This is a genomic window from Georgenia daeguensis (assembly GCF_039537705.1).
Lineage (GTDB): Bacteria > Actinomycetota > Actinomycetes > Actinomycetales > Actinomycetaceae > Georgenia > Georgenia daeguensis.
In genome coordinates this window covers 1-2,624 of record NZ_BAABBA010000067.1, presented here as the reverse complement: position 1 = coordinate 2,624, position 2,624 = coordinate 1, and the positions used below count along the sequence as shown (strand labels likewise).

General features: G+C 71.5%; 2 protein-coding genes. Both read right to left on the bottom strand.

Going from position 1 to position 2,624, the window contains the following annotated elements:
• Positions 1-99 precede the first annotated feature (99 nt).
• On the bottom strand, positions 100-882 hold the full coding sequence (istB, locus tag ABD774_RS21400) for an IS21-like element helper ATPase IstB (RefSeq protein ID WP_341360960.1): 783 nt from the start codon (positions 880-882) through the stop codon (positions 100-102).
• Complete coding sequence (gene istA / locus ABD774_RS21395; protein WP_345045773.1) at positions 879-2,426, bottom strand: IS21 family transposase; 1,548 nt, start codon at positions 2,424-2,426, stop codon at positions 879-881. The genes istB and istA overlap by 4 nt, the downstream gene beginning before the upstream one ends.
• Between the last annotated feature and the right edge of the window lie 198 nt (positions 2,427-2,624).

Genomic DNA, 2,624 nt, shown 5'->3' with positions numbered 1-2,624 from the left:
TGTCAACGGACAGTGGGATGTCCTTGTGGGCGGACGGGTGATCTCCCTGTGGGCGGACAGTTCATCTCCCTGTCCGCGGTCAGTTGATCTCCCTGGTTGTTAGTTCAAGGGGATCACCCCGCGTCCGGCGGTGGCTTCGCTGAGCCGGAGGGAGGTGCCCTCGGTGATGATGACGTGGGCGTGGTGGAGGAGCCGATCGACGGCAGCGGTGGCGAGGGTTTTCGGCATGATCGTGTCGAACCCGGAGGGGTGGATGTTGCTCGTGACGGCCAGGCTGCGGCGTTCGTAGGTGGCGTCGACGAGGCGGTAGAAGGCTTCGGCGGCGGCTTGGCCGGAGGGCAGCATGCCGATGTCGTCAACGACGATGAGCTCGGCCCGGGTGATCTTGGCGATGACCTTGCTGATGGAGCCGTCGGCGCCGGCGCGGCCGATGGCGGTGGTGAGGGACTCCAGGGTGAACCAGGAGACCCGCATGCCGGCGTCGATGACCTTGTGGGCCAGGGCCTCGACGAAGTGGGTCTTCCCGGTTCCCGAGGGCCCGGAGATGGCGAGGTTCTCGGCTCGGTGGACCCACTCCAGGGCGGCGAGGGCGGACTGGGTCGGGACCGGGATGGAGGAGTCGGCCTCGCGCCAGGAGGCGAAGGTCTTCCCGGCCGGCAGGCCGGCGGCCTTGCGGCGCATGGCCCGGGTGGCCTCGTCGCGGCCGCGGACCTCTTCGGCGAGCAGGACGCGCAGGACCTCGGTGGGGTCCCAGCGTTGGGCTTTCGCCGTTGCCAGGACGTCGGGGGCGGCGGCGCGCAGGTAGGGCAGGCGCATGCGCCGCAGGACCGCGGTGAGGTCCTCGGGCAGCGGCGGCGCCGGCATCGTGGTGGTGGGGTTCATCGGGTGGTCTCCTTGCTGGTGCCGAAGTTGGCCCAGGCGGCGGTGCCGGGCTGGGCGGAGTGGGTCTCATCGGCGATGACGAGGTCTGCGGACGTCGCGCCGCTCGCTTGGTGCTCGACGATCGCGGGCAGGTCGCCCTCACCGAACCTGCCGGCGGTGGCCGCGACGCCCAGGGCGGCGTCGACGGTCTCGGTGCCGACCAGGGCGGCGAGCTCGACGGCGGCGGCCATCTTCGCCCGGATCCGCACGGTCCCGGCCGCGGAGGCCTCCACCAGCCAGGAGTGCGCGCCGTCGCCCAGGGCGAGGAAGTCCCGCTCCGCGGCGCTACGCGCCCTCGGCCGCGGTGTCCGTGGCGCCCCGTCGGGGTGCTGCGGGTGACCGGGGTAGTGGCCCAGGTCGATACGCGGGTTCCCCGGGGTGGAGAGCCGGTGTCGGGCGACCTCGACGAGCCCGCGCCGGTCCCGGGCCCAGTCCGGCACGACGGGGAGGGCGTTCAGGTCGGCGACGATGACCAGCTCGGTCCCGGCGACGCGGACCCAGACCTCGGCGCCGACCAGGCCCGGCGGGGTGGAGTACCGCACCGACCCGAACCGCACCGTCTGATCGGTGTTCACGCTCCTGGTCTGGCCCAGCGCCATCGTGTGTGGTGCGGCCGGCAGGACATGCAGCCGGGCACGTTCCTCCACCAGCGCCTCGGCCGGGACCCGCGCGGACTCGCGGTGCTTGCGGCTGTTGACCTTGGCGCAGAACTCCTCGCAGGCCGCCTCGAGCTCGGCGAAGGAGGCGTAGGCCTCGCGCAGGTTCGCCTCCGTCGGGACCAGGTCGGCCTTGGCGATCTTGACCGTGGCCTCGGTCCCACCCTTGGACTCCGGGTCGTACGGCACGCACGTGTGAACCTGGGTGCCGTAGTGGCGGGCGACCTGAACGATCTGCGGATGGCGCACCGGTACTCCGGCGACGTGGTCGACGCTGACCGTCTTGGGGTTGTCGGTCAGCACGTAGGTCGGCACCCCACCGAGACGGCGCAGCGTGGCGTCCAGGCACGCGACCAGGCTCGGCAGGCTCTGGTCCCACACCGGGATCACCACCCGGAACCGCGACCAGGCCAGCCAGGCGCAGAACAGCAACGTCCGCCGCAGCGTCCCGTCCGGGCCCGGCACCCTGGGGCCCTCGCCCCAGTCGAACTGCAGCCACAGCCCCGGCTCGGTGATCCAGGGCCGGTACGTGCGGCGGTGCCCGGCCCGCCACGCCGCCTTGGCGCGTGCGACCGCGCGCCGGGTGGTCCGCTCGGTCCCGGTGAACCCCAGGGCGACGAGGCGGGAGTGGATCACGTCCGCGCGGACCTTGCCGTTGCCGCGCTCGACCCACTCCTCGATCTTGGGCATGTAACCGTCGATCATCCGCGGCCGCCGCCCCGGCCCCGTCACCGGACGGCCCGAATCCCGAGCGGCGACGTAGCGCCGCACCGTCTTGGGATCGACCCCGGCCAACCGCGCGGCCGAGTGCGCACTCTCCGTGGCGTCGAACGCCTCGAGAATCTCCATGATTTCCCTGTCAGACTTCTTCACGCGTCCCTCCGGTCGAACCTGCTCGTGGTGGTCGAAGACCTCGAGCAAATCCCCGGAGGGACGCCTACGTCGGGACCGACACGACTCGGTCCATGGCCACAGACAGGGAGATCAGCTGTCCGTCAACAGGGAAGTACGTGTCCGCCTACAGGGAGGTTGGCATGTCCGCTTGCA